This is a genomic window from Nocardia sp. NPDC051463, from assembly GCF_040681975.1.
GTDB lineage: Bacteria > Actinomycetota > Actinomycetes > Mycobacteriales > Mycobacteriaceae > Nocardia.
In genome coordinates, this window is record NZ_JBFBAB010000001.1 from 276,822 (window position 1) to 297,264 (window position 20,443).

General features: G+C 65.2%; 17 protein-coding genes. 9 read left to right on the forward strand and 8 right to left on the reverse strand.

Annotation, left to right across the window (positions count from 1 at the left end):
• Positions 1 to 149: 149 nt before the first annotated feature.
• Positions 150 to 827, forward strand: coding sequence for an alpha/beta fold hydrolase (locus AB0M74_RS01225; RefSeq protein WP_364900278.1), 678 nt, complete (start codon positions 150 to 152; stop codon positions 825 to 827).
• Positions 828 to 836: 9 nt separating this feature from the next.
• Positions 837 to 1,511: a winged helix-turn-helix transcriptional regulator gene (locus AB0M74_RS01230; protein ID WP_364900280.1), complete on the forward strand. Its 675-nt coding sequence runs from the start codon at positions 837 to 839 to the stop codon at positions 1,509 to 1,511.
• 75 nt (positions 1,512 to 1,586) lie between these two features.
• Here AB0M74_RS01230 and AB0M74_RS01235 read toward each other — a convergent pair whose 3' ends face one another.
• The 3 genes from AB0M74_RS01235 to AB0M74_RS01245 form a co-directional block, all read right to left on the reverse strand.
• The gene (locus AB0M74_RS01235) at positions 1,587 to 3,008 is read right to left on the reverse strand and encodes an MFS transporter (protein ID WP_364900282.1); all 1,422 of its coding nucleotides are present in this window, start codon (positions 3,006 to 3,008) and stop codon (positions 1,587 to 1,589) included.
• Between the two features lie 92 nt (positions 3,009 to 3,100).
• Complete coding sequence (locus AB0M74_RS01240) at positions 3,101 to 4,411, reverse strand: FAD-binding oxidoreductase (protein ID WP_364900284.1); 1,311 nt, start codon at positions 4,409 to 4,411, stop codon at positions 3,101 to 3,103.
• Between the two features lie 873 nt (positions 4,412 to 5,284).
• Positions 5,285 to 6,454 (reverse strand): lipase family protein, encoded by a 1,170-nt coding sequence (locus tag AB0M74_RS01245; RefSeq protein WP_364900286.1) that lies wholly within the window; start codon positions 6,452 to 6,454, stop codon positions 5,285 to 5,287.
• Positions 6,455 to 6,840: 386 nt separating this feature from the next.
• On the opposite strand from AB0M74_RS01245, the gene AB0M74_RS01250 reads away from it, so the two are divergent.
• From AB0M74_RS01250 to AB0M74_RS01270, 5 genes are all read left to right on the forward strand, one after another.
• On the forward strand, positions 6,841 to 7,530 hold the full coding sequence (locus AB0M74_RS01250) for a DUF488 domain-containing protein (RefSeq protein WP_364900288.1): 690 nt from the start codon (positions 6,841 to 6,843) through the stop codon (positions 7,528 to 7,530).
• Between the two features lie 256 nt (positions 7,531 to 7,786).
• Positions 7,787 to 9,310, forward strand: a complete 1,524-nt coding sequence (locus AB0M74_RS01255) for a helix-turn-helix domain-containing protein (protein WP_364900290.1) — start codon at positions 7,787 to 7,789, stop codon at positions 9,308 to 9,310.
• 393 nt (positions 9,311 to 9,703) lie between these two features.
• Positions 9,704 to 10,282 (forward strand): CBS domain-containing protein, encoded by a 579-nt coding sequence (locus AB0M74_RS01260; protein WP_364900292.1) that lies wholly within the window; start codon positions 9,704 to 9,706, stop codon positions 10,280 to 10,282.
• Between the two features lie 410 nt (positions 10,283 to 10,692).
• Positions 10,693 to 11,001, forward strand: coding sequence for a TraR/DksA C4-type zinc finger protein (locus AB0M74_RS01265; protein ID WP_364900293.1), 309 nt, complete (start codon positions 10,693 to 10,695; stop codon positions 10,999 to 11,001).
• Between the two features lie 286 nt (positions 11,002 to 11,287).
• The gene (locus AB0M74_RS01270) at positions 11,288 to 11,548 is read left to right on the forward strand and encodes a hypothetical protein (protein ID WP_364900295.1); all 261 of its coding nucleotides are present in this window, start codon (positions 11,288 to 11,290) and stop codon (positions 11,546 to 11,548) included.
• Positions 11,549 to 11,590: 42 nt separating this feature from the next.
• Here the strand turns inward: AB0M74_RS01270 and AB0M74_RS01275 are convergent, their stop codons facing one another.
• A complete protein-coding gene (locus AB0M74_RS01275) occupies positions 11,591 to 11,971 on the reverse strand; it encodes a hypothetical protein (RefSeq protein WP_364900297.1) in 381 nt (126 codons plus the stop codon).
• Positions 11,972 to 12,167: 196 nt separating this feature from the next.
• On the opposite strand from AB0M74_RS01275, the gene AB0M74_RS01280 reads away from it, so the two are divergent.
• The gene (locus tag AB0M74_RS01280; RefSeq protein ID WP_364900298.1) at positions 12,168 to 12,800 is read left to right on the forward strand and encodes a hypothetical protein; all 633 of its coding nucleotides are present in this window, start codon (positions 12,168 to 12,170) and stop codon (positions 12,798 to 12,800) included.
• 275 nt (positions 12,801 to 13,075) lie between these two features.
• Here the strand turns inward: AB0M74_RS01280 and AB0M74_RS01285 are convergent, their stop codons facing one another.
• From AB0M74_RS01285 to AB0M74_RS01300, 4 genes are all read right to left on the reverse strand, one after another.
• Positions 13,076 to 13,360, reverse strand: a complete 285-nt coding sequence (locus AB0M74_RS01285; protein WP_364900299.1) for a hypothetical protein — start codon at positions 13,358 to 13,360, stop codon at positions 13,076 to 13,078.
• Positions 13,361 to 13,607: 247 nt separating this feature from the next.
• Positions 13,608 to 14,237 (reverse strand): LamB/YcsF family protein, encoded by a 630-nt coding sequence (locus AB0M74_RS01290; protein WP_364900301.1) that lies wholly within the window; start codon positions 14,235 to 14,237, stop codon positions 13,608 to 13,610.
• Between the two features lie 24 nt (positions 14,238 to 14,261).
• Positions 14,262 to 14,753 (reverse strand): DUF4254 domain-containing protein, encoded by a 492-nt coding sequence (locus tag AB0M74_RS01295; protein ID WP_364900303.1) that lies wholly within the window; start codon positions 14,751 to 14,753, stop codon positions 14,262 to 14,264.
• 627 nt (positions 14,754 to 15,380) lie between these two features.
• The gene (locus AB0M74_RS01300) at positions 15,381 to 17,984 is read right to left on the reverse strand and encodes a LuxR C-terminal-related transcriptional regulator (protein ID WP_364900305.1); all 2,604 of its coding nucleotides are present in this window, start codon (positions 17,982 to 17,984) and stop codon (positions 15,381 to 15,383) included.
• A 465-nt stretch (positions 17,985 to 18,449) separates the two neighbouring features.
• Between AB0M74_RS01300 and AB0M74_RS01305 the strand changes: the two genes are divergently transcribed.
• The gene (locus AB0M74_RS01305; protein WP_364900306.1) at positions 18,450 to 19,997 is read left to right on the forward strand and encodes a carboxylesterase family protein; all 1,548 of its coding nucleotides are present in this window, start codon (positions 18,450 to 18,452) and stop codon (positions 19,995 to 19,997) included.
• The last annotated feature ends 446 nt before the right edge of the window (positions 19,998 to 20,443 follow it).

Genomic DNA, 20,443 nt, shown 5'->3' on the forward strand with positions numbered 1-20,443 from the left:
CAAGAAGTGCAAGATGACTCACTAGGAGATGCCGTGACGGGATGGCAAGTCGGCTACCTGGTCCCCGCCCGCGACCAGACCGTTCGCGGCGACCATGAACCGGGCCTCGCCGACGGAGTGCTGCCGCTGCTGCATCAGGGAGAGCAAGGATGACCACTTTCGTACTCGTTCATGGGGCCTGGCACGGCAGTTGGGCCTGGGATCGAGTCATCCCGCTGCTCGCCCAAGCCGGGGCACACGTCATCACACCCGCTCTTACGCTCGACAGTGACGTCGGGCTGCACGATCATGTCGACGAGGTCGTGACGGCGATCGACACCGCGACCGATCGGAACGTGATTCTCGTCGGTCACAGCTACGCCGGCCTGGTCGTCCGACAGGCAGCCGATCGGAGGCCGGAGCGGGTAGTCCACGTTGTCCTGGTGGAAGGGTGGGCGGGCGCTGATGGTGTCAGCGTGGCCGGCCTGGCTCCGAACTGGTTCATGACCAGGATCCGTGCGGCCGCGGGAGGCGGCTGGCGCATTCCCGCCCCGGCCCCTGCGTTGTTCGGCATCACCGATCCCGGCGATGCCCGATGGCTGGAACAGCGTCTCCGCGGCCATCCGCTGCGAAGCTTCACCGAACCCACACTCTTGTGCGGGGCCGTTGACCAGATACCCGGAACGGGCATCTACTGCCGACCGCAGACCTTTCCGTTCGCCCGGTTCATCGCGGAGATCGGGTATCGGCCGTTTGCCCTGGACGGTCCGCACGACGTGATGCTGAGCCATCCACAGAGCGTGGCGGGCATACTGCTGACGTTAAAAAACGAGAACCTCGAAGCTTAGAATGAGGAAGTGGACCAGCGAACGTACAACCAGTATTGCGCCACCGCGCGGACCCTCGACCTCGTCGGCGAGCGCTGGACACTGCTTCTCATCCGCGAGTTGCTGACCGGCCCCAAGCGGTTCGGTGATCTGCAGAAGTGCCTGCGCGGCATGGGTACCGGCCTGCTGGCGAGCCGGATGAAGTATCTCGAACGAGAGGGCCTGGCCGAGAAGGTCATGCTCCCCGCACCTGCACGCACTCCTGCCTATGCCCTCACTGACGCCGGCCGGGAGCTCGGGCCTGCGGTGCTGGAGTTGGCCCGGTGGGGCATGAAGTGGGCGATGGGCGAGCGGCGAGACAGTGAGACATTCCACCCGGGCTGGGCGGTGCTGGGCCTGGAAGCCTGCTTCGACGCCGAGGCCGCGGCCGCAGTGCGGGCAGTCTACGAGTTCCGCGTCGGTGACGAGGTATTCCATGTCCGCGTCGACGACGGCACGATCGAAGCGCTACACGGTCCCGCCCAGCATCCCGATGTAGTCATCGAGGCCGACTACGAGGTGTTCGCCGAACTGGCCGACGGCCGGTTGAGCCTCGCCGACGCAATCAAGAACGAAGCCGTCTCGACCTCCGGTGACCAACAGGCGCTGCGTCGATTGGGCACTCTCTTCCGCAGGCCGCGCCCCGTGGCTCGACGGGAGTCCTGACCCGGCCGGGCATACTTCTCAGCGTCACGCCACTATGCGACTGCTCCAGATCGATGGTGGCGTAACAGGGTGTAATTAGGTGAGGGCTGGCTGCCGATTCACAGTGTTACGGGCAGCGGAGCGATGCGCGGCCAGGGTGGCCGCCACACCCAGAGTGGCGATGGCGGCCAGTCCGAGCTCGAGGAAACGGGCCGAGCGCAACAGCGAGGGTTCGCCGAGGTTCACCAACACACCGGAGATAGCGGCGCCGAAGGCGGTGGCGATCAGCTGCACGGTGCCGATCGCGGCAGCGGCCTGCTGCGATTCGGCCGGATCCGGGCTACTGTCCATGACCGCCGCCGACAGGTGCGGCCATGCCAGCCCGATGCCACTGCCCGCGAGCATCATGCACAGCACCCACATCAGCAGCGCGGACAGGCGCGTGTCGCGGATCTGTGTGAGGGCGGTGAGCGTCAAACCGACGGCCAGCACCGCGGGACCGGCGATCCGCAGCCGATCGATGGTACTCGGCCGCTGCGCGCCCGCGCTGACGACCTGCGCCAGCGTCCAGCCCAGTGATGCTGCCGCACCGACGAATCCGGCCGCAAACGGGGCCAGCCCACCCAATTCCTGAGCGAAGAGTGGTACGAAGTTCTCCAAGCTGATGCCGATCGCGACCGCGACCATGGTCAAGTAGATCCAGCGCAGAGGCGAACTCTGCACGAAAGTCAGCCGCGGCAGCACCGTCACCGCGGCGCGCCGCTCCCAGGCCAGGAATCCGGCCACAACCGACAGCGCTGCCAGCACACCGGCCACGGTCCAGCCACCCCGCGGCAGCACGCCGGCGATGCTGACCAGCGCCGCGGCCACCATCAGCAACGTCAGCGAGACCACCGGAATCCGCTGCGCGTGACCGGAGTTTGCGGTGCCGCGCAGTGCGAACGGCACGATCGCCCCGACCGACACGGTCAATACCGCGAGGCATCCGAACGCCAGCCGCCACGGCCCCAGCTGAGCGAACACACCACCCAGCGCGGGTCCGATAAATGTTCCCACGCCCCACATCGCCGATACCAGCGCCGCCGCCCTGGCGCGCAGCGCGGCCGGATACGCCTGGTGAATCACCGCGTACCCCAACCCCATCAGTAGGCCACCGCCCAACCCCTGGACCGCCCGGCCCGCCAGCAGGACCGGCATAGACGGGCTCACCAAGCAAATCACGGTGCCGATCGAGAACAGTCCGAATCCGGTGAGATACGACCCGACCGGACCATTGGCGGCGAGCATCGAGCCCACGAGCGTCGAGGAAACGATCGAGGCCACCACGAAAATGGTTGTAGCCCAAGCTAAGTAGCGCGCACCGCCGATGTCGCCGATCGCTGTCGGCAGTAGGCTCGCGGTCACATAACTACTGATGGCGTACAGGGCTGTACCACCGGCCAACACGATCGTCACACCCAGTCGGTCACGAGTCAGCAGATCGCCCCAGCGGGCGCCGACTTCGGGCACAGAGTTCATCAGACTTTCTCAATCTCACTCATAGCAGCATGAATACGGACAGTGGCAGTCCCATGCCCGAACCGGCGGCCGGTCCGGCCGCCGGCGCGACGTCAGCCCAGAACTGGGAAGTTGGCGCGAATAACGTTGTGCGGATCGCGGTTTCGCTTGATCTCCCGCAGCCGCACCAGGGTGTCCGAATCGAATGCCGCGGCGGCGGACTCACCGGGAGCGAGGAACGTGTAGGGCTTGACGCCGGTGATGCTCGCCCCGAGCGCGCCGATGATCTCCTCGAACCGGTCACCGATGGCGCCGAGCAGGTGGGGCAACCCGAGCCCGAGCAGGTAGAGCGCATACGGTTCGGTGAGCGCTGCGCGCGCCCCGCTGTCGGGCCGATCCTGGGCGAGCGCGCCACCCAAACCGCGGATCTGCACATTGAGCAGCGGTGCGACGGGTGCGTCGATGAGGGTCTTCACCACCGCGTCACCGAGATCGGTGAGCAGTTCGCCCCGCGAGAGCGACGGGCTGGGATCGGTGGGTTCGGCAGTGATCCTGCCGATCTCGGCCGGGCTGAGTTCGCCTCGGGTATCGGCGATGATGCCATCGATCGTGTCGAGGCGACGGGTCAGGTGCCGTCCCTCGGCGGGATCGCCGAGGTAGGCGAAGTCGATGGCGACGGTCGGCGCCGCGCCGGGAATCTGGTAGCGCTGCAACCACACCGAAAGTTCGGCGGGCGCGCCGGCGGTGAGTTCGGTGAACAGGTCGAAGACCTCGCGGGTGCGGTCGACCGGCCACATCACCCGCCCGCCGTAGAGCCGGGGCAGCGCGAACAATTCGAATTCGAGACCGGTGACGATCGCGAAGTCGCCACCGCCGCCGCGCAAGGCCCAGAACAGGTCCGGATCGGAGTCGGCGGTGACTCGCTGCGGGCGCCCGGAGGCGTCGACGATCTCGACCGCGCGCACCGCGTTCGCGGCCCACCCGTATTTCCGGGCGAACCAACCGAACCCGCCGCCCAGGGTGTATCCGGTCACACCCACGACCGGGTTGCTCCCGGCCAGTCCCGTCAGTCCGTGCCGAGCCGCCGCGGCCTGCACCTGACCCCAGTGCACACCGCTGCCGACCCGAGCCATGCGCTGCTCGGCGTCGATGTCGATGCTGTCGAAGCGTGTAGTGCGTACCAGGATCGCGCCGTCGATATCGCCGGTCGCACCGTGCCCGGTCGGCTGCGTCACCACTGCACGACCCGCCCGCCGGGCGTACTCGAGCACCGCCGCCACATCCAGCGCATCGGCCACCTCGACAACGCCGGCCACAGACTGCGCGACTGCCGTGTTCCACGGCTGCGCCGCCCGATCGAAATCGGCGTCGCCCGGCAGGATCACACCGCCACGGACCGCAGTGCGCAAGTTATTCATAGACATTCTCAATCCTCGTTCATCATTGTCGTGCCGGGTTGTCTATTGGTCGACGACATAGGGTCCGTCAGTGTGACACGAGCTCCTCGCCGACGAACTCACCTGCGGGACTGGTGAGGGCTGTGCGACACGGGTGCCGAGGACGAATCGGGGCTCCCCGTCGCCAGGCTTCAAGAGCTGTTGACGACGGCCCGGAGTCCACATCGATGCACTGCCGCTGGATGCGCTGCCGCAGCAGCAGGCCGAAACGTGGTGGCCTCGAAGTGGATGCGGGGAGGACAGGCCGATCAACTCGGAGCCCAGCGTGGCGAGGGTCTTGTGTGTCCGCGACTGCTCGACGATCATGACCGTTTCGCCGCAATGGGTCAGCCAGTCGGCGAGGGCCGGACCCGCGATGCGCGCTCCAGAGACAAGGGCAGTCTTGTCGGTGACCTGCTGTGTCTCGATCATGGAAAGCAGCTTCGTGGGCGTCGCTCACCATCGGCTCACCATCGGCTCACCGTCACTCACCGACCAGTGTGGCCACCGCCTCAACGGGGTATCGGCGGCCCTTGACGAGCCGCTGCGCCAGCGGCGGCTCGGTACGCACCGCCGCCGGTGCCCGCGCGCTGATCCGGCCTCCACCTCGACGCGACGCGCCGGGATTTCCAGGGCCTCATCGTCGAAGCTCACAGACGTGTTCGCTCCAGCCATCCCGCCGAAGCCGGTAGGTGTTCCCGGAACTCGGTATGAGGAACACCCACCGCCGCTACCAGGCCCCTAGCACAACGCGCCAACCGGCTCGGTTTCCCCAGGTTGATCCGCACGAGATCTGAGATCGGTCAGCGGCGTAGGTCTCTGCGCCGCGACAGGTGGATCACACCGCGATGGACGGCAGTGTCACCGTCCGCCGGGTGTCGCGGCACATGTTCCGGTTGTAGGCACACCGCGCAATCGTTGATCCAGCCAATCCATGGTCGCGCCATAGGAGCTGACGTAGGCCGCCAGATGTTCACCGCCGACGATATTTTTCGTCGCCGCCACCCCCAGAGCACATTGCTCGCTCCACAGCTGCTCGGCCTCCGGCACGGGAATCCAAGGATCGTTGATACCGTGGTAAATGAACAGCGGCACTCCCGATTTCCGACCGTTCATACTCACATATTGGAAGATTGCCTCGGCCGATTCGCTGTCGAGCGACTTATCGATCGTGGCCATCGTGTCGACCGGGATGGGCATTATCCCGAGTGCACCGAAACTACTGCTGCAGATATCTTTGATGGGGGACGTCGCCATCCATTGCGCCGCATGGTTCATGAGCCTGAGGATTTCTGGGTGCTCCCGGCCGATCGCGAGCACGGTGGTGAGCAGGAATGCGGAGATATAGGAACCATCGAAGGCGTGGGCGAAGCGGCGATAGTCGGTGACCAATCCACCGAAACTCGCGCCAGCGAAATACGGGATCAGTTCCGGTGCGTGTTCCTCCACCAGCATGGCCGCAGCGTGGGAAGCGATGGCACCACCGGAGTATCCGGTCGAGGCGAAACGGCTCTCGCCGAACTGATCCGGGGCGAAATTGCGGACCGCGCGGATGGAGTCGAGCAGGTTGTGTCCGGCGACAGCCGGCTCCGCGTAGGCCATCAGGGGGCCCTCATGGTCGGGGATAATCAGCGCGTAGCCGTGCTCGATCGCCCATGCGGTCGGCGACGGGGTGAAATCGTTGCCGGTCGGGACTTCGATGCCGTGGGAGAGCACGTAACCGGGGGTGCAGCGCTTGCTGAGCGCGTTGATGGCCGGCGCGTTCACCAAGACGGGCTGGCTGCCGGGTCCGGCCCACGCCTTGGGGGGAAGGACCAGTGTCGCGGTGCCGATGGAGGGCTCACCGGCGGAGTTGGTGGTGCGGAATTTCAGGAGAGTGGCGCGTGAAATCGAGGTGAGGTTCAGGAGAAGCATCGTCGGCGCGGCCGACGCCGTCACATCCCGCCATTCCAGAATGTCGCCGGGCGCATAGCGGGCGAGATCCGCAGGCCAGGTGTCGAACAGCGGGTCACCGGTCGGCGCGGACTGCACAGCATTCCAAAGCGCTATCAGTTCCTGCGGCAGATCGCTCGGTGCCGCAAGGGGCCGCGACGCTCTCGGGAGCATCTTGGGCGGCGCGGGAAGATGAGAATCGATCCACTGCTGCAGCGGGTTCGCCCCCTCCGAAACACCAACGGACGGGGCAACCGACACCGAAGATTCCGGCGGATCCGTCTCCGCCCGGGCAGGTACCTGCCCCATTGTGATCGAAAGACCCAGTACCATCATGGCCGCAGTCAACGGATGCTTCACGATTCATCAAGTTACGACATGAAAGCTCGCAAACGTGGGATTTAGGATCCTGTTCATTCATGAACTTGCGATAATCGGCTACTTCTCGTGACAACGCGCGAAACGCGCCATTACCCTGCGTTCGGATGACCCTCCGACGCCTCGACCCGGCAGAGTTCTTTCCCTCCGGGTCTGCCAGTGCGTGCTACGTGACGGCGCCGGCGTGGCCGATATCGGACTTACGCGCACGCTGCCGATTGGTTGTCGTACTCCTCGCCGGGGACCGTCGTGAACAGGCCGACCTCACCAGAACACTGTATGGCTGGATCGGGCTCTCGGTGAGTTCGACGCTTACTTCCCGCTGCGACGCGGGTGCTGGCAGGCTCAATGGTGTGTCTATCGCCCAACTGCGCTGCACCGACTCGCGCAGCGACAACAACCGGAGGTCGATGATGACAAAACGACGCACTGTGCAAATCCGCAGAATCTACGACGACCCAACCCCTCGAGACGGCACCCGCGTCCTGGTGGACCGTCTCTGGCCCCGCGGCGTCAGCAAAACCAGAGCCCACCTCGACGAATGGTGCAAACAGATCGCTCCATCCACCGAACTGCGCACCTGGTATGGCCACGACCCAGAACTCTTCGATGAATTCGCCCGCCGGTATCGCGACGAACTGACCGGGCCTGACCGCGCCGCTGCCCTCACACACCTGCGCGAACTCGCAGGTCAGAACAGACTCACATTGCTCACCGGCACCAAGAACACCGACATCAGCGAAGCAGCCGTACTCGCCGATCTCGTCGCACAACCGAGCAGATCCCCCGAAAAGTGATAGAACGCAACGCAGGTCGGCCGTGGAAGCAGAACTCCCGCCGTATACATCGCCCGCGTCCACAACTCGAGGCCTTGTTCACACGAGCCGCGCCACCGCAGATCTCATCTGGTGGATACGGCGCGCAGTATTGAAGGCGTCCATCCAGATGCACCAGTGTCGCGAAAGCTGGACCGACGTCCTTGTCCACCAACGTCTACTGGTCACGTCGGGTGCCTGATCGCGTTGCACCGTCGATTCGACACAGGAGCGGCTCATGGTGACATTGGACCGGCTAGCGAACGTACTGGGTGGCTATGGGATCCGTCTGCGGTTGTGTTCGGTTCCCCGGTCCACCCAATTGCGCAGTGTGGTGATCCACGGGACCGATCAGGACCCCACGGAAGCGGGTGATGTGCTGCTGGGCATCGGGGCACGCTCGGTGCGGGAGGTGGTGGACTGGGCGGTGTCGGCGCGGGCTGTCGTCGCGCTCATCCGTGGGGATGAGGAGATCGCGGATGAGCCGGAGATCGAGGGTGTGGCGGTGATGGTGGTCGATCCTGCGGTGGCCTGGAGCGAGGTTGCCGCGGTGGTCTACGGGTTGGTGCTAGAAGGCCGCGAGACCGAGGCCGGGCGCGGCCCGACCGATTTGTTCGCGTTGGCCGACAGCCTGGCCGACGCGGTCGGGGGTGCGGTGACGATCGAGGACCGGATGTCTCGAGTGCTGGCCTATTCGAGGCCGCAGCAGCACCTCGACCCCGCACGGGTCGAGACGATCCTGGGCCGGGAGATGCCGCAGTGGCTGCGGGCGGTGTTCGATGCGCGCGGCGTCTTCACGCACTTGGCGGTCTCGGAGGAACCGTTGTTCGTTCCAGCGCAGACAGAACGTGGAGTGACAGGGCGGATGGTCGTGGCCGTGCGTGTGGGCCGGCAACTGCTGGGTTCGGTATGGGTGTCGTGCCCGGCACCGTTACACGGGGCTCGACGGGTGGCCTTGGCCGACGGCGCGCGCACGGTGGCCCTGCACCTGTTGCGGTCAAGAGCCAGCGCGGACCTGGAACGTCAAGTGGAATCCGAACTGGTGATCAGTTTGCTGGAGGGCGCCGCGGACGCGGCGACGGTGGCCAGCAGGCTGGGGTTGGCGCCGGAGAGTTTGCGGGCGATCGCGCTGCGCGCGCCGATCGCCGACGAGCAGCACGCGGCGCTGCTGCTGATCTTCGAGCGAGCAACGACCGGATTCGGCTGGTCCCGTCCGAGCCGCAGCGCCCTGGTCGGCGACACCATTTACACCGTGCTGCCCGCAGATCAGGCGGCGACCGCACGCCACTGGATCAGCGAGTTACAGGCGGCGCTGCCCGCGCAGATGACAGTGTTGGCCGGCATCAGTGGTGGGGCCAGGGCCACAGAATTGGCGTTGGCGCGCCAAGAGGCCGAGGAATGCCTGGCGCTACACGAGGCCCACTCAGCGGATGCTGCGCCCCCCGCCTATGACGAGTCGTGGGACGAGATCCTGCTGCAACGATTGCGCGCCGCGGGGCTTTCCGGACGCACCCCCGCACGGGGGCCGGTGTCGCAGTTGCGACGCCACGACCAGGCGCACTCCACCCACTACGTGGCCACGCTGCGCGCCTGGTTACAGGCCCAAGGCGACCCCGCCCAGGCGGGCGCACAGCTCGGCGTGCACGAGAACACCGTCCGTAACCGGCTGCGCAAGATGGCAGAGGTGACCAATCTGGGCTTGGACGACCCTCGCAAACGGCTCGCCATGATGATCGAACTCGCCATCACCGAGAACGAATGACTGTGCTGTGCCATCGCCACAAATCTCGACGCCTCGATTGTCGGATCGGCGCAACTGATCGCCTCGACAACCACGCCATCATGGAGTTGACAAGAACGCCACCGGCGGCAGGACTGACACGGTGAGCGTCAATCGGCCCGACAACCGACCATAGCCAGCCATTGTGCCAACGACGCGGCTACGGACCGGACACGCCGGGCGCATCGATTCGGCACGAGCCGAGCACCCGCGATACCTGTGGGCCTCAGCGACTCGGACCCGGCCCGACATCAGGGCCTGCGCGTTGTCAGGGGCGGCACCGCCGCCTTGGCCCGCCCCTGACAACAGAACAGTCCAGCGAAGGATTTGCCCCGTCGTGCCCAGCCGGTAACTAGCTGAACGGAGTTGAACGGAATGAAGAACATGCGGGTATGCGAGGTCATGCAACGACCGATCACCGCCGTGCGGCGCAACAGCACGGCACGCGAGGCGGCGATGATGCTCGCCGAACTGGGCTACGCGGCGTTGCCGGTTCTCGACCAGGACGATCGCCTCCTCGGGATACTCACCAGCGGTGACCTCTTGCGGGCCGGCGAACTCAACGGCGCGGTCAGTGCAGTGATGACCACACCGGCGATCTCGGTCCCCGACCACGCTGCACTGGCCGAGGTCATGAGCAGGCTGGTAACGCACGGACTGCGCAGTCTGCCAGTCGTCGATGGCGACAGCCGCGTCATCGGGATATTCAGCCGCGGCGACGCATTGCGACTCATGCTCACCCCCGACGACGCACTCGCCGCCGATGCGCAGAACCTGCTGGATCAGTACACCGGCGCACGACGCTGGCATGTCAACGTCCGCGAAGGCGACGCCACCATCTCCGGCCGGTTCGCCGACGAATCCGAGCGGCGAATCACCATAGCCCTCACCCGTACAGTGCCCGGTATCCGCACCGCGACCATCGCGACCGCAGCGGCCGCAGCCGTGCACTGACCCGGCAACCGCAACAGTCCGAATCCAACCTTCGACGTCAGCGGCGTACCGCCACAATCGGCGGATTCAGGGCTGTGGCACCGAACGTGGAACAGATTTGCGTCCGCTGAAAGAGATGCGCCGAGTATTGGCGCACCCGCAATCGTCGCGGACGCACAAGCGCCGCCGTTCCATGTAAACGATCCTGGCCTTGTCAGCGAATATTCGGATGGCGTGGTGGTGATACAGGGGCCGCTGGCAGGGCGGCCCATCCCTTCTCACTCGACCGCATCTCGAAACCACATTCCCACCACCAGCCCTGGAGACCCCGGATGACCCACGCACACCCCGTCTCATGCGCACGTCTTGTCGACCACCTACCCACGCTGCGGGCCACACTGCACGAGCAACGCCGCTTCCGCCTGCAGCAGTTGGCCGAACTCGAAGCCGAAATCAGCCGCACCGCCGCACCCGCCAACGCGGCTGATACGGCCAGACATGAGGTCACCATCAAGTTGGCCGCAGCAGCACGACAAGCGTTGGCCGACCTCGATGAAGCCCTCATGCTCATCACCACCGGCCGTTACGGCCGCTGTCGCCGCTGTTATGCCGAGATCCCGATCCACCTTTTGCAGACCGTTCCCACTTCACGGTGGTGCCTGAATTGTCGGCAGCGTCTCACCGCCGCCGGCCAAAAGCCGTCTCCAACCGATGCGCCTCCCGCTTCGAACCGCCGATAAGGTGAACGCACCGCCGAGTCCGGCTGTGCCGCACAGCTATATCGCCCGCAGGTAACGGTGCTTGTCCTCGGACGCGAACAGGATCACGCCTTCGTCCTCGACGTCGCCGGTGCGTCCGTCGACACCCTGGGTGGGAGGGGGTACTGGGCGTCATAGCCGGAAGGTACCGAATGTGACCGACATGCCGGATCGTCTCGGACTCTCGCGCCATACTGACGGTCATGGAGTATGAAGCCGCTCGCAGGGGACGGATAGGCGGAAACTCTGTGAGCGAGGATGGGCAAGCGTGAGCGCCCGACGCGCACGGCCGGGGCGCTACCGGTCCCCGTACTTCCACGGCTACCACAGTGCTTCGCCCACTCCGATCCTGTGGGGCCTCGGGGCGGTCGTCGGTGGTGTGATCCTCCTGCTGGTCGTGCTGACCCTCACCCACATGGGATCCACCGACAGACCGGCCGACACCGCCGTGGTGCCGTCGACCGACGCGCCAGCGCAGCCGACTGCCCCGCCGCAGCCGTGCTTCCCGTTCCAGGCGTCCTCCTGCTGACCTGGGTGACGCCATCCATTAACGGCGCCCCGATTACGCCCATCAGAGCTGCTCCCAGCCGGTCGAACCGGGACGATCGAGGAATCGCCGAGGAAACAAACGGCGGCCCACCCGAGCTGCTGCCGCCGATCGATGTGACACAGGCGCGAACCTTGACCAGTGAGCTGCGGGACGCGATCGCCGGGCACGGTGCGCCCGGCGCACCCGTTCGGCGAGCGCGGCGACCAACTCTTCGCGCTCGGCCTGGTTCTCATCTGCGGGTGTTGTGGAACACCGCCGCTGTGGGGCGAAGACCTCCCCCAGCCATTCGACGACTCCCGCCGCATCGGCCTGCGGGTAGGTCACTGCGGCGAACGCACCGAATTCGGCCCGGGCGAATCGCTCCCGCGCCGCCGGGCGCAGCACCAGGCCTTGTTCGGCCACCCAAACCTCCACTCGGGCTGGTGCCCAACTGCGCGGGGAAAGCCGCGTCTGGTCGAAAACTACTGCGGTTCAGAGGCACTGGCGACACACTCGGAGACAGCAGTGAGCCGGGTGAATCGCTCGGCGTCCGGCCGGGATGCCTGATTGGTGCGAAGATGATTGGGGCAGAATCAGATTCGCAGGTGGGAGCGAAACCATGAACGGCCAGGATGTTGTTGCGGGGCGCTTCGCTGACCGCAACCGCTACGCGGCACCATGCGGGCGATGTTCGGTGCTGATACGCGCTCGTGGCGGCGTCATCCGCGACAATTCGGAGACGGGCAAGGTCTTGATGTGCCTGACCTGTCTGGCAATCGAGCATGGTCCCGATACCGAGATCCGGCAGCCAACACCGCATGCGGCGGCGTGGGTGACCGTGCTGGTGCTGGGATTGACCCGTGCGTGCTGGCTCTGCGGTGCGGAGGTGGTCTGCGTCTCCGGGTTGTATCCGTACCAGCCCGCGCCAGAGTATCGCCACCTGATCACAACCCAGGACGAGGACGGCACCTTGCTGGCTACCGCAGCCGGGCTGCTCGACAGGATCGGCCGCCGCGACATCACCGACACGATCGGTTCGGTATACAGCCAATCGTTGAAGGCATGGACGATCGCGGTGAGTTGCCCGCACTGCCGTGGGTTGCAGGGCAACTACTTTATCGGCGAGGAAACGATGGGTCGTGTCCTCACCGACGGTATTGCCGGGCTCGAAGTCCTCGGTCGTGTCCCCTGCGCAACCCCCGAATGGCAGCGGATCGTCCATGACCCGCACTTCGCCTGGTTATCATTCTGACCGCCATATCCACACTGTGTCGCGATTCGGGCTGGGCGGTCGGTGATACGCGGCAGCATCAATCTTGTGACCGGGAAATCCGGTGCGCGCCAGCGGATTCAGCCAGGGGCAGGACCCACGGCAAACTGAACTACACGGCTGGCTTGCGCGGGAGAATCATAGAAGTTCTCGCAGCACGTAGGCGGTGGTGCCGTTCAGCCCGATGTGGCGCGGAAATCCGTCCCTGGATCACAGAACGTCGGTCGGAGCAGGTTCGACCGCACACCATTCGCTGCTCATCGCAAGGTACGTGGCTGATGTTGATAGCGAGGTTCATCGCGCACCTGCTGATCCGGTGTGGCGCCCTCCAGCTGCGCCCATGCCTGACGCGCGGCGACAGGGGCGTGCTCCCAGTCGGCGCGGATGGTGTCGATGCGGTCCAGCGTCGCGTGCAGTTCACAGGGGGTGAGGTCATGCTCGGACGCGGCTATGGAGAGCTGGGCGGCGAGCTGCTGAACGCGGGCGAAATCCGTGTGCAGGCGCGGCTGCCACGCCTGGATGGTGGTCAGGTTGGTGAGCATCGTGTACCTCCTGCGAGCAACTGCGTGTGATCGAGACGAGGACCAGCATGCGCCGATAACAACGTTCGAGCATCGGTAACCGATAGGTAGTCGACGCAATTTGCGGTGCGAGCCACTGATTTCCCGCGCGACTCGGCTATCGGAGATCGGGCCTTGGTTCCGGGTGTGACGCTGTGCACGAGCCTCATGGCTGTACCGGCCCGATCTGCGCGCATGGCCGCCGGTGAACCTACTGTTGCCTGCCCTGTCATGTCAGTGGATTTCTGCGATTGGCGCACCACCCCAGAGGGAGTTGGACTCGACGCGCCCGTATCTCGGTGACCAGTGCCGCGTAGCCCTCCCGGACCTCGGCGAGGTGGAACCACGCCTCGTGCCGCAGCTCCCTGTCGGTGGTGTGTAGGACCGTCCACCACGCGTCGGCGTAGACCTTGGCGACATGGCTGATCACCTCGCCGAGGGAATGGGTGTGCTTGCGCACGTTCGGAGTTCGTGGAACGTGGTGCACCGCCCAAGAATCGATCTCGCCGCCGATCCGCACGATGTCGGCATGACTCCCGGCTGCGTCGAAGTCTCCAGGATGTTGTGACAGGTTGAGATGCACGGGGATCATGGCCGCGTGCAGGTCACCCAACTCCCGCGCCCACCCGATCAGCGGCGAACCATGACTCAGGTGACCGGCAATCGCCGCCAACAGCTGCTCGGGTCCGAGCAGTGGCACTTGGCCGCGCATTATGTCCGGATCGTCGGCACGGAAACCGCCGGCGTTGCCCGCATCGCTGACCGACGAGAGAATCTCCACGTCGTCGCCGGTCCGCTTTCCGAATCCCACACCGACGTCTGCGTTCAGAGACTCGAATCTCTGTTTCGTGCTTTTCATGGCGCTTCTGAATCCTTGGAATATTTACAACCGGCCCGAAAACTTGTGCCAGGCGATCCGGTGAGGCCATGCCTTGGTCATCGCGGGCACACGTCGGGTTCGGGCGCACAAATCGTCGACGAGATCCTGGTAGCCGTCGGCGATGTCGTCGAGCTGTATCCAGATGTCCTCGAACGACGTGTTGTCCGGTTGTTCTTCAGCCGCCGACAGCATGGCCGAAATCAGGGCAAGCCGGTCGACGACCGAACCAACAGTCTCGGTGTGCAGGAATGCGTCAGCGTGTGGAGTAGGGATTACCGCCTCCACCCACCGGTCGATGCCACACATGAGCCCGATCCGCTGACCGACGACAGGCTCGAACTGGATCGCGTCGGTGAACGTGACCGCTCGCCGGTGCCACCGTGTCAGCGCGTAAGCGGCGTTGAGGAGCGGTTGAAAGTCGTACTCCCAGCCGCGGATTGCTGCCAGGAGCAGGTCTCTGCCGGGAAGGTTCTTCGCGGTCGCCGACGCCGACATCTCACTGGGCTCCTGCGAGTAGAGGCAACCGAAGCCAGCCGCCTACAGTGACATCGAACGACGACTCGGACCACGGCGTGTCCGGCCGACAGCACGCATCGAGCGCAGTCGACCAAGTGCACTGCCGGACCGTTACCGACTCGAACTCCACCACGAGGTACTCCTACTCACGTAGCTCGTCCGCGGTAATAGTTGATCGGACTCGGCCACCGCGGTTGACCAGGCGAACCCCAGTATGTGCAGATAGGGGCCAGCCGCGCATCGGTAACAAATAGGTAGTGGCAGCCACAACCCGGCGGACCGATAGTCGAGAACAGCGCGACGACCACCAGGCGATTGATTCTCAACTCGGGCAAGTCCATTGATGACCGTCACGCATACGTACGTGTAACGGCTCGCAAGATCTACGATCTGAGCTTCAGTCAGGGCAAAAGCTCGCGCTGAGTGAGAACATCGTCGACCACGGTCCAGTCGTCCTGCCGCGCACTGTCCCCGGCTCGTCCAGCGCCCGCTCCGCAAGCGCGGAGTGTGCGCGGCGCCAACCACCAGCCGGCGGCCGAGAACGAAGCGGACCGGCGAATCCCATCGCTGTGATTCCGGAATCGCTGTTGACCCATACCCGATCTGTCACCGCCGCCGCGGCGTCTGCGGTCGTTGTCCGGTCGAGCGCGGCTGCCTCGCTGCTTCTTTCCGAACCTGATCGATCAGGTCATCGGGAACGAGTTCGATGATGTCTTCTCGTGAGGTGATGACCAGTTTCTGGAAGATCGCGGCCATCTGCGCGTCGACGGTCCTGCGGGAATTGCCTCGGCGGGCCGCGATCGCGATGTTCGTCCATCCCGCCGCGGCCAGTGTCGCGACCGCCTCTTCGGCTGCCGACAACTCGTCCCAGTGCAAAGGGGCGTTCTTCCTTGCGGGATGCTCCATCGGCATCCTGTCGATGGACAGTGTGCCCAGCGCCAGGCGCTGCACCTCGTGCGACTCGGGATGCAACAGGGAGCCCTGCCTCTGCGCAGCAGCGAACGCCTCGGGTCCCAATACCCGGCGAGCGACGTCGATCGCCTTGTGCGTTTCATCGTCGAAGAGCCCTAGGACGCCGATGTTGATACCCAGGCCGCCGCGCTGCATTGCGGCTCCTCCAGCGAGTTGAGCGGTTTCGGTGGCCAGGGTCCTGAGTTCGGCCGGGTCGGTGCTTCCGGCCGCGATCAAGTCGGTGATGATCTGCGCCGATGACCATGCCCGGATGTACACCGCAAGCGACATGCCCCACTGGTCACCTGCAGCTATCTGGTATGCCAGCGCCGCGCGACCGACGGCCAATGCCTGGGTGGGATCACCATGTTTGGTCAACGTGATCGCCCACGCCAATTCGGCCCAAGCCTTCGCCCACCCGGCGCCGGACGCGGTGGCGCGATCCAGGTGACGCCGTGCGATCTGCAGGGCCTGCTGAGCCGATCCGAGGAGGCCGACGGCCACCGCCTCGTACAGCTCGCTTCTCCCCTCTCCACGGCTGTCGCCCACGGCACCGAACTTCTCGCGGGCGCGGGCCAACACGGTGATAGCCCTCGGGTCGCGGTGGGCCAGCATCAGTTTCGATCCCCACAGGAATTCGAGGGCAGCGGGCAGGCCGGTGTCGATTGCCGGCGTCTCCCGCCAGTTCCCTCGTCCCCCCGGGTCGCTGATGCAGAGGGCGGCACATTCCTCGAGCATCTCGTCGACGTCCTCGTTCCGGCCTTGGATCAGGGATAGCCACCCGATCAAGGTCATGGCAGCTATTTGCAGTTCAGTCGGTTGCGGAGTCAGTGTGCGGGTCGCTTGCAGTGTGCGTTCGGTCCACCAGCGTATTTCTCGGGCTGAGCCTTTGATGATGGGAAGAGCAACCAAGGTCGCGCAGATTTCCAGGCCGAGTTCGGGCTCTCCGGCGGTGAGACTTGTCTCGATCGCGGTCACGATGTTGTCCCACGCCACGTTCGCCCAGCTCTGTTCGTCAGGGCTGAACCAATCCACCGCTGCGACGACTCTGTCTCGATAGTATCGGCGATGACGCTGCGTGAACCGCCCTGGTTCGTCGACCTCGCCGGTGGAGCGTTGTGCCAGCCGGTGCCCGGCAAACAGGCGAATACTTTCCAGCAGGGAGTACCGCACCGTGGTCGGCGAAATGTGCCGGGTCACCAGCGACTGGTCGGCGAGACGCTCCAGCAAGCCCTCGACCTCTTCGGCCGCCACCCGCACCGACGCCTCTGTATTTCCACGGTCGGGTCCGGGTGCCGGATCGTCGGCGCAGACCGCCTCGATGGCTTCCAGGTCGGCGCCGACATCTAAAATGGAGCTGGTGCCGTCTTCGGGGTTGGTGTCATATCCGGCGGCGAAGACCGACATGCGGTCCAACAGCAACCGTTCCTTGTCCTGGCACAGGTCATAGGACCACGCGATGACGTCACCAACCCCCTGATGGCGGGGTTCTGTGCCCACTCGTGGTCCAGGTGACCATTGCAACCGTTTGTCGGTCGCCTCGCCGCTCAATTCCTGGAGAATCATCGCCAGCGGCTGTCGCAGCAGCCGCGCCGCGGCCAACCGGATATACAGCGGATGGTTGTGCACATGACGGCAAATCAGGCCGGCCATCGCAGTCTGATCAGTGTCGGCAATCGGATGATCGGTGAGTTCCGCACGTTGCCGGTACAACGTCAGGGCTTGCTGCTGTGTCAGTGGGGGGACTGCGATGATGTATTCGTCGACCCACCCTATCGGTTCACGGCTGGTCGCCAGGATGGTCAATCCTGGCACCGCTGCCAGCAACTCCGCGATCAGCTGACCTGCAGCGGCGAGAACATGCTCGCAATTGTCCATCACCAGCACCGCCGGAAGGCTCCGCCCGACCGCGTCGGTTCTGGTCAACGTGTCGATCAGCGCCTCCCACTCCGATCGACCCGAAAAGTCGGCCTCGACCACTGCGGCCGAGACCTCGGCCTCGACCTCGGCCTCACCGCACCCCTTGGTCAGCCGCGCCAGCCGCACCCAATACACCGGTAAATGATTCGCCTTGCCGAATCGGCGTAGCGTCTCGGTCGCGAGTCGTGTTTTCCCAATCCCTCCCGAGCCGACCAACGTAATCAACCGAGCCGAACCCAGCATCAAGGTGCTGATCTTGTCCAGCTCCGGACCACGACCAACGAAATCATCCGTTGCTGCCATCACATCCCCAGCGCGTACTCGGCGCGTCGTCGACATGGCACCGAGCGTAGTCACCCGAATCCGCCGCCCGCTATCACAAAGCAGATCGAACGTCTGGGTCCGGGCTGCGGGCACAGACACCAACCAGCCCGACATGCGCTCGGAGGGGACCGCCCGTCATCCCTCTGGCCCGACGCCACTACCACGTCCTCTACCCAATGCTCCACGACCGGCGGCCCTACCGGATACAACCGCAACCGTCCCGTGTCGCCAACGAAAATGCGCCGCCAGCGGCTCACCGGGCCCATCGGCGAGGTCCATACCCGCCTCGCGGCTGACCTATGGATCGCGAAGGGACCGTGCGGACTGACCCGCGGCGTGGGCACCGTGGTCAGACCTCGTTGCCGAATTGATGAACCTGACCGACATCGCCGCACTCGTGTGACGGCCGACTCTCACCCAGGGTCGGACAACGCTGACGATCCAGTGGCGGGTCCTCCGACATCAGACGAAGATCTACCGATGCCGAATGCGTCTGAAGGCCAGAGTGTTTCACCGGACACCGGACCCGAAGTCCGCACGCCTGCCGGCGTCGTGCGCGGCAGGTGGGAGAACACCATCGCGGTCTTCCGGGGCATCCCCTACGGCGAGCCGCCGGTCGGCGCCCGGCGGTTCAGGGCCCCCGTTCCGGTCGAGCGATGGGATGGTGTCCGCGATGCGCTGCAGTTCGGTCCACCGGTACCCCAGGCGAACAATGCCCATTCGGTGATGTCGTCGGTGTCCGGCAACGTCAACGACGGTTCCGACGACTGTTTGACGCTCAACGTGTGGTCCCCCGGCCTCGGTGCCGCGAGACTGCCGGTGATGGTGTGGATCCAGGGTGGCACGTACCTGGAGAACAACTCCGCCGATCCGCATTGCGACGGTGCGACGCTGGCCAGGTCCGGTGTCGTGGTGGTCAGCATGAACTATCGCGTCGGTGCCGACGGTTTCGCCCACATCACCGGCGCCCCGAACAACCGTGGCATCCTCGACCAGATCTCTGCGCTGCGGTGGGTCCAGGACAGTATCGCCGCGTTCGGCGGTGATCCGGCCAACGTCACGGTCTTCGGCCAGTCCGCGGGCGCCGCGTGCATCGCCGCCCTGCTTGTTATGCCGAGGGCGGCCGGACTGTTTCGCCGGGCGATCAGCCAAAGCATGCCCGGCACCTACTTCACGCAACAGCTCGCCGCCGCGATCTCGACCACGATCGCCGTCCAGCTCGGCGTCCAGGCCACCATCGCTGATCTTGCCGGTCTCCCACCGCGTGCACTGACCGACGCGACGAACGCGGTGATCGGCAAAATGCCGGAGTTCGTCGAGGTCTGGGGTCCGATGGCGCTCACGCCCACCCCGTTCTCACCCGTCGTCGACGGCGACGTGCTGCCGTGCGCACCGTGGCCTGCGGTAGCAGACGGTGCCGCACGCGAGGTCGACCTGCTCATCGGCCACACCCGCGACGAGTTCCGGCTCTACACGTCCCGGCCAGGCAGCGGACAGACCCCAGCGCGTATGGCCGCGGCATTCGATCACCTCGCACCAGACGCGGATGGCGACGGGCTCTACCGCACCGCCTACCCGGCCGCCACACGCGGCCGCCGATTCGAACTTCTCAACACCGACTGGCTGTTCCGGATGCCCAGCCTGCATCTCGCCGACGCCGCGCACACAGGCGGCGGACCCGTGTGGCTTTACGAACTGGCCTGGAGCTTCAACTCCGAACAGGGCGCCTCGCACTGCCTGGACTTCCTGCTCATCTTCGGCACCCTCAGCCCCGACGAGGTGCGTGCCCACCGCTCCGCCCACCCGAATGCGGCGAACGAAATTACTCACGTCGCCGAGCACATGCGCACTGAATGGGTAAGCTTCGCAACCCACGGCAGACCCGGCTGGGCACCCTACGAACCACAGACACGGACCACCCGCGTCTACAACGCAGAGCCGACCACCCAGCCCTACCCCGAGGAACCGTCGCGCCATATCTGGTCCGCGCACCAATTCGACACCCTGGACCTACCTCATGCCGAGTAACAGTCGACGACTGGCGGCCACATGCCGACTATCGCTGTAGATTCAGAGCCGTGAACCTCTGCAGGTCACACCCGAGGCCGAACTCCTCTCCACGAAGTATCCGCAAGACCGCACGAAAATGTCAGCGGCGAAACCGGATTCGGATGCCAGCGGGCGACTGCTCAGTGTCATCCGAATCGTCGGGTGGTCCGCCTGGGTGACCAGATCGGTTCTGGGCGCGACGTACCGCGCCGAAAAGTGCTGAGCAAATTGCCTTTCCAGTCGTATCGTGGAGCAGGTGAGCATCGTTTCGGACTACGAGCAGCTGATCGCAGACCAGACTCGCGTGCCGGGGGGGTGATCATCGTGACACCCTGATCAGCCTGCGCCGGCTGACCGAATTCCAGTTCGACTGCCGCGATTTCGCCGCGGCAGCCGTCGGCTACGAGCAGCTGCATGCCGCCCGA